The following is a 6511-nucleotide window of genomic DNA, read 5'->3' as shown; positions in this document are numbered from 1 at the left end:
CACACCTACCGTGGTGAATACTATTGCGGCTGCCAATTTCCCTACACTCGGCCAGCCTCTCACCTATACCGTGCCCTCAAACGGCAAGGTACCAGTAGTTCCCGCAACGAATGATCCAGCGAAGCTGGCTCTCTATTCTGCCGATGGGTTAACACCAGGACAGCCCTTCCCGAACAACACCATTCCGGCCAACCTCATCGACCAAAATGCTGTTCGAGAACTAGCGGCGGGTACATTCCCGAAACCGAACTTCGGGACAAGCCAATTCATCTCATCTATTCCTCAAACAACCAATGTCCGTGAAGACGTGGTTCGCATCGACCACAATATCGCCACCAAGTTCCAGTTGATGGGCCACTATTTGCATGATGCCGTCGAGCAGACAGTCTTCCCGCCGCTATGGGGCAATAGCACTTACCCTACTGTGGGCTCGGCGATGCGGAACCCCTCATGGTCGTCCGCGGTTAAGCTGACGCAGACGTATTCTCCAACGTTGCTGAACGAGACCAGCTTCTTGTTCAGCGGGAACACGATCCATCTCGATCCAACAGCCGGTCCAGGCGGCGCGTTTGTGCAGCCCAGCGGCTGGACTGGTACAACCTTCTTTCCCGTGGCAAACAATTTCGGAACGCGCCTTCCTGAAGTCCGCCTTCTAGCGCCCTACAACACAACCTGGAGCTCCGCCTACTTCCCGTGGAAGAATTCCTATTTTGGGTATGAACCTCGCGACGACGTGTCGTGGAGCCGCGGAAGACATCAATTCAAATTTGGGTTCAGCTGGTTGCATGCGGTGAAGAATCAGGAGCTTCAGGCCAATACGCAAGGGACAGCTGCATTCGGTGCAGGCTCATTTTCTGGCGATTCATACATCAATTTCCTGCTCGGGGTTGCCGACAGCTTTACGCAGCTCCAGTATCTCGCCGGCAAGCACTGGGTCAACAACAACTATGGGTTTTATGGCAATGACAACTGGCGGGTTAATTCACGTCTAACTCTTAACCTCGGACTGCGCTATGACGCCTTGCCTCACGCCTTCGAACGATATGACCAGTTCGCAAACTTTGTTCCTAACCTGTATGACCGAGCGCAGCCATATCCTTTGAATCCAGACGGGACTCTGAAGCCATCGTCACTCACGCCATTCCAGGGCCAAAACTTCTATCTGAATGGCATCAGGCTGGCCGGTGTCAATGGCTTCCCACGCGGTAACGTTCAGAACTACTACAACACATTCGAGCCCAGAGTTGGTTTTGCCTACAATGTCGGCGGAGACGGGAAGACGGTCATAAGAGGAGGGGCTGGGCTATTCTTTGAGCGCGTCCAAGGCAACGACGTATATAACGCAGCTTTGAATCCACCGTTTGCTTATCAGCCTTCTGCGACGAATGTCTACTTCTCTAACCCCAATACCAGCGCTCTGACAGGAGCGACGACGTCTCAGACCTTCCCATCCACAATGCAAGTGTTGCAATACAAGTATCGTCCGCCCGGGACCGCGATGTTCAGTTTTGGGATTCAGCGGCAGGTGGCAACCTCAGTTGTGGCCGTGCTGCAATACGTCGGCTCGCGAGGATGGGACCAAAGCGACGACCGGGCAATCAACACACTGCCGCTGAACGATATAACGCACCGCCAGGGAGTGGCGGGTAGAACCCCTGACCCGAGTTGCCTCCCCCCCAACCCCTCCTGCCCTACACCCAAGTTTCTTCCTCCAGTCAACGCAAATCTCTATCGACAGTTTCCTGGCTTCAGCAGCATTACGATTCAGGAGAACCAGACGAATTTCGCCTACAACTCCCTGCAGGCCGGTGTCCGTATGGAGAACCGCCACGGACTTACCATCCAACTGGCGTATACCTGGTCTCATGAGATTGACAACGTAAGCAACGATCTTAACCAACTCTCAAATCCGTTCGATCCGGCATATGATCGCGGTTCGGGGGCGCTCGATCGTCGTCATATCTTCAACGCGAACTATGTCTATGCCATCCCGTTTTTTGGTAGCAGTTCAAGCAGGCTGCTGCATGGAATACTGGGCGGCTGGGAGTTCTCCGGAGTAACAGTCGCACAATCGGGTGTCCCTGTAGGCGGCAACGGGGTTGGCCTTACCTACACCGGCCCTGACGTTCTCGGCTTGGGAGGTGTCGGTAGAAACCGGGTCAACCAGGTAGCACCGGTGCGCTACCCTCACACAGTGAACGCTTGGTTCGACAAGAGTTCGTTCGCAAATCCCATCGCTCCGTGGGATGGCGGCCCGAACAACGGTTTCGGCAACGCCAGAAAGGATGCAGTCGTGGGACCAGGGTTACTTAACTTCAATATGTCCCTGTTCAAGAACATTGACCTCACGACGCATGAAAACGGGCCGCGAGTTCAATTGCGATTCGAGTCGTTCAACACCTTCAACCACACCCAATTCTTAGGGGTCAACACAAGTTCCGCTGATCCGAACTTCGGGAAGGTGACATCAACATACGATCCTCGTGTGCTGCAGCTTGGCGCGAAGTTCAGCTTCTGATTTTTGACACCACGCACTTGAGCGCGACGGAAATTCCGTCGCGCTTTTTTTGAAAGGCCCTTTACACGCCAGGCGTGTAAGCAGAGTCGTTTCGGCTGTTGGAGGCATTCCGTTGATCGCGAGGTCCTTGTGTTTTTGCGACCCTTCGAAGAATAGCCGCATTGAGAATCCATCCTTGTTGCAACGAGATAAACGATGAGAACGAGTTTGCTGAATGCCGGGGTTCTAGCGATAGGTGTATCTGTGTGGTTTCCTCTGGCGGCACAAGTGCAGACGGAAGTTCCTCCCCTAGTCCCCGGTGCAAAGCCTGCGACGGTGGAACACCTGAAGGTCCATGCGCCAGCCCTAGAAGGCAACCTCGAGGGGAATGCGGTCGATCGCAAGGTGTTTGTCTTTCTGCCTCCCGGCTACGCGAAGGAAAAATTGCGACGATATCCCGTTGTATATGCCTTGCACGGTTATTCGATCGGTGCGGAGCAGTGGAGTAAGGAGATCCAGGTGCCACAGACCATAGAAGGCGCTTTTGCGCAGGGCGCCAATGAGATGATCGTGGTCCTGCCTGATTCAAAGACGATCCACAATGGATCCATGTATTCAAGCTCAGTAACTACCGGGGACTTCGAGCAGTTCATTGCCCACGACCTAGTGGCATACATCGATTCCCATTACAGGACCCTTTCAAACCGGGAGAGCCGCGGATTGGTTGGTCATTCCATGGGGGGATACGGCGCGACCCGCATCGGTATGAAGCACGCCGACGTCTTTGGGAGCCTCTACATCATGAGCCCATGTTGTTTGTCGCCTCGCGCGGCTGCACGGGCAAACCCGGAAATCGAAAAGGCCCTGGAGGCGGTGAAGACTCCGGAAGACTCGGCCAAGCTGCAGTTCTTTGCCCGCGCGCAACTCGCGAGTGCAGCGGCGTGGTCGCCCGATCCAAAGAACCCTCCGCTCTATCTGGACTTACCAACGAAAAATGGCGAGGCTCAACCGGATGTACTCGCCAAGTGGACCGCAAATGCGCCGTTAGCTTTTATCGATCAATACATAGGGAATCTGCGCACGTATCGCGCTATTGCGATCGATGTCGGCGACCAAGATCGCTTACGCGTGGACACGGAGAAGCTGCACAACGTTCTCGACAAGTACGGGATTGCGAACAGCTTTGAGGTCTACTCCGGCACGCACACCAGCAGAGTCGCCGATCGTTTTCAGAATCACGTAATGCCTTTCTTCAGCAAGAGTCTGTGCTTTCAAGCAGGTTGCAAATAAGAGCAGTTGAATACCTTCCGGGAGAAGAGATGAACCATTTGGGGAAGTTCATACTAGCCGTCCTAACCACCTGCATCGCGTTCCTTACCTCCACCTCGATCGCACAAGACAGTTCCAACCTTCCGTACATGAATCCGAAGCTTTCGCCAGAACAGCGCGCCTCCGACCTGGTACACCGCATGACGCTCGCGGAGAAAGCTTCGCAGATGCAGAACAACTCCGCGGCCGTTGCTCGGCTAAAGATCCCTGCCTATCAATGGTGGAGCGAGGCCCTTCACGGCGTGATCAACGAGCGCGTCACGGAGTATCCGGAACCCATAGGGCTTGCCGCCACCTTCGACGCCCCGGGTATTCACACGATGGCCGGGCAGATTGGCATCGAGGGCCGCATCAAGCACGTGCAGAACGCGCGTGAGGGGCACACTGGCATCATGGGAGGACTCGATTTCTGGTCGCCCAATCTCAATATCTTCCGCGATCCGCGTTGGGGGAGGGGACAGGAGACCTATGGCGAAGATCCCTTTCTGACCGGGCAGATGGGGGTCGCTTACGTAACGGGATTGCAGGGCGACGACCCGAAGTACTATCTCGCCATCGCGACACCGAAGCACTACGCCGTGCATAGCGGGCCGGAGCCCACGCGTCACTTCGCCGATGTGGACGTCAGCAAGCACGACCAGGTGGACACCTATCAGCCCGCATTCCGCGCCGCTGTCGTCGAAGGAAAGGCTGGATCGGTGATGTGCGCCTACAACGCGATCAATGGGCAGCCTGCATGCGCAAACGAATATCTGCTGCAGGACCAATTGCGGGGCAAGTGGGGTTTCCAGGGATACGTCGTATCCGATTGCGACGCAGTCAGAGACGTTGCCGCAAATCATCGTTATCGTCCCACCCAGGCGCAGGGCGCGGCAATCTCTGTCATTCGCGGCATGGACAACGAATGCGTCACATTTACTTCGCGTTTCGGCGATCCGGTTGAAAAAGCGTACATCGATGCCGTTCAACAGGGTTATCTGCCGGAAAGCGTTCTCGACACAGCGCTCATTCGCCTCTTCACCGCGCGAATCAAACTCGGCATGTTCGACCCTCCCGACATGGTGCCCTACACAAAGATCGACGAGAAGGAACTTGACAGCGCGGAACATCGCGCGCATGCGCGCAGGCTCGCGAATGAGTCCATGGTTCTGCTGAAGAACGACGGCCTTCTTCCCCTGAAGCCGGAGATCAAGAAGATCGCCGTCGTCGGTCCTCTCGCTGACCAGACAAGACCGCTCATTGGAAACTATGCCGGTCAGCCCACGCATATTGTCTCCATCCTCGACGGGCTCCATGCTGAGTTCCCCAATACAACCATCACCTTCGTTCCCGGAACGCAGTTCCTTCGCACGGATGGAAGCCCAGTGCCTGACAGTGTCCTGACCACGCCAGATGGCAAACCCGGGCTGAAGGCTGAGTACAACGAAGGTATGCCGAGAGGGCAACTTGCCCCCGGAGCGAACACCAAGCCGATCGTCAGCCGCACCGAGGCCAACGTAAAGCTCACCGACAGCAATCTGCCGGCAGAGATTGCCGGGAAGAAAACCTTCGGCGTGCAATGGTCAGGATTTCTCACCCCCACGGAGACGGGCGATTTCCTCCTTGGCATGCGCTGCCAAGGATTCGGGAGGCTGATAGTTAATGGCAAGCAGGTAGCGACGGCTTTCGGCGGTGGCACGCGCGGACTCGCAGCGGGCGTAGGTCGTGTCCACCTTGAGAAGGGACACAAGGTCGGGCTCGAGATCTCGTACGGAACCAGAAACAGCGCGCCGCATGCGGAACTGATTTGGGCCAAGGCGATAAATGGGGTTCCGTCGGAGGCAATTGCGGCGGCGAAGAATGCCGATGCCATCATCGCCGTGGTTGGAATCACCAGCCAACTTGAGGGCGAAGAGATGCCGGTCAACGAACCTGGATTCCTCGGCGGAGATCGCACCAGCATCGATCTTCCTCAGCCGGAAGAAGAGCTTGTTGAAGGTATTGCTGCCACCGGCAAGCCCCTGGCGGTCGTTCTCATGAATGGGAGTGCCTTGGCTGTGAACTGGATCAACGAACATGCCAATGCCGTTCTTGAGGCGTGGTATCCCGGGGAAGAAGGTGGCGCGGCAGTGGCTGAGACGCTGAGCGGAAAAAACAACCCAGCAGGCCGGCTTCCGCTTACGTTCTACACCGGCGTGGACCAGCTGCCCAACTTCGAAGACTACGGTATGGCGAATCGGACCTACCGCTACTTCGCCGGCAAGCCGCTTTATCCGTTCGGTTACGGCCTCAGCTACACGAAGTTCAGTTACGGCGACCTGAGCCTAACTGAGCAGAGCGTTGCTGCGGGAAAGCCCTTGGGCGCCGATGTGACTGTGACCAACACCGGCAAGGTTGCGGGAGACGAGGTCGTGCAACTCTATCTCGACTTTCCGGCAATTAAGGGAGCTCCCCGCGTCGCTCTCCGTGGATTCCAACGCATCCACTTCGATGCTGGCGCGAGTCAAAAGGTGCACTTCGAGCTGAAGCCGCGTGACCTCGGCATGGTCACTGAGGAAGGGAATCCCATCATCGCGCAAGGGGACTACACCCTCAGCATCGGTGGTGGCCAGCCCGATACGGGAGCGCCTGGCGCGACGGCTCATTTCCACGTTGACGGCCAGTATGCATTGCCTGAGTAGGATTGAGCGCGAGATCCACATAAAC

At 56.4% G+C, this 6511-nt stretch carries 3 protein-coding genes; all 3 read left to right on the top strand.

The window, feature by feature from the left end:
• Nucleotides 1-2518, top strand: a 2518-nt coding sequence (locus DMG62_03760; GenBank protein ID PYY24419.1) for a hypothetical protein, incomplete at its 5' end; no start/stop codon positions are given.
• Between the two features lie 195 nt (nucleotides 2519-2713).
• Nucleotides 2714-3787 (top strand): esterase, encoded by a 1074-nt coding sequence (locus tag DMG62_03755; protein ID PYY24412.1) that lies wholly within the window; start codon nucleotides 2714-2716, stop codon nucleotides 3785-3787.
• Nucleotides 3788-3816: 29 nt separating this feature from the next.
• Nucleotides 3817-6486, top strand: coding sequence for a beta-glucosidase (locus DMG62_03750; protein PYY24411.1), 2670 nt, complete (start codon nucleotides 3817-3819; stop codon nucleotides 6484-6486).
• Nucleotides 6487-6511 lie beyond the last annotated feature (25 nt).

The organism is Acidobacteriota bacterium, from assembly GCA_003225175.1.
Classification (GTDB): domain Bacteria; phylum Acidobacteriota; class Terriglobia; order Terriglobales; family Acidobacteriaceae; genus Gp1-AA112.
The sequence above is the reverse complement of the archived record's forward strand: the minus strand, read 5'-3'. Positions and strand labels throughout refer to the sequence as shown.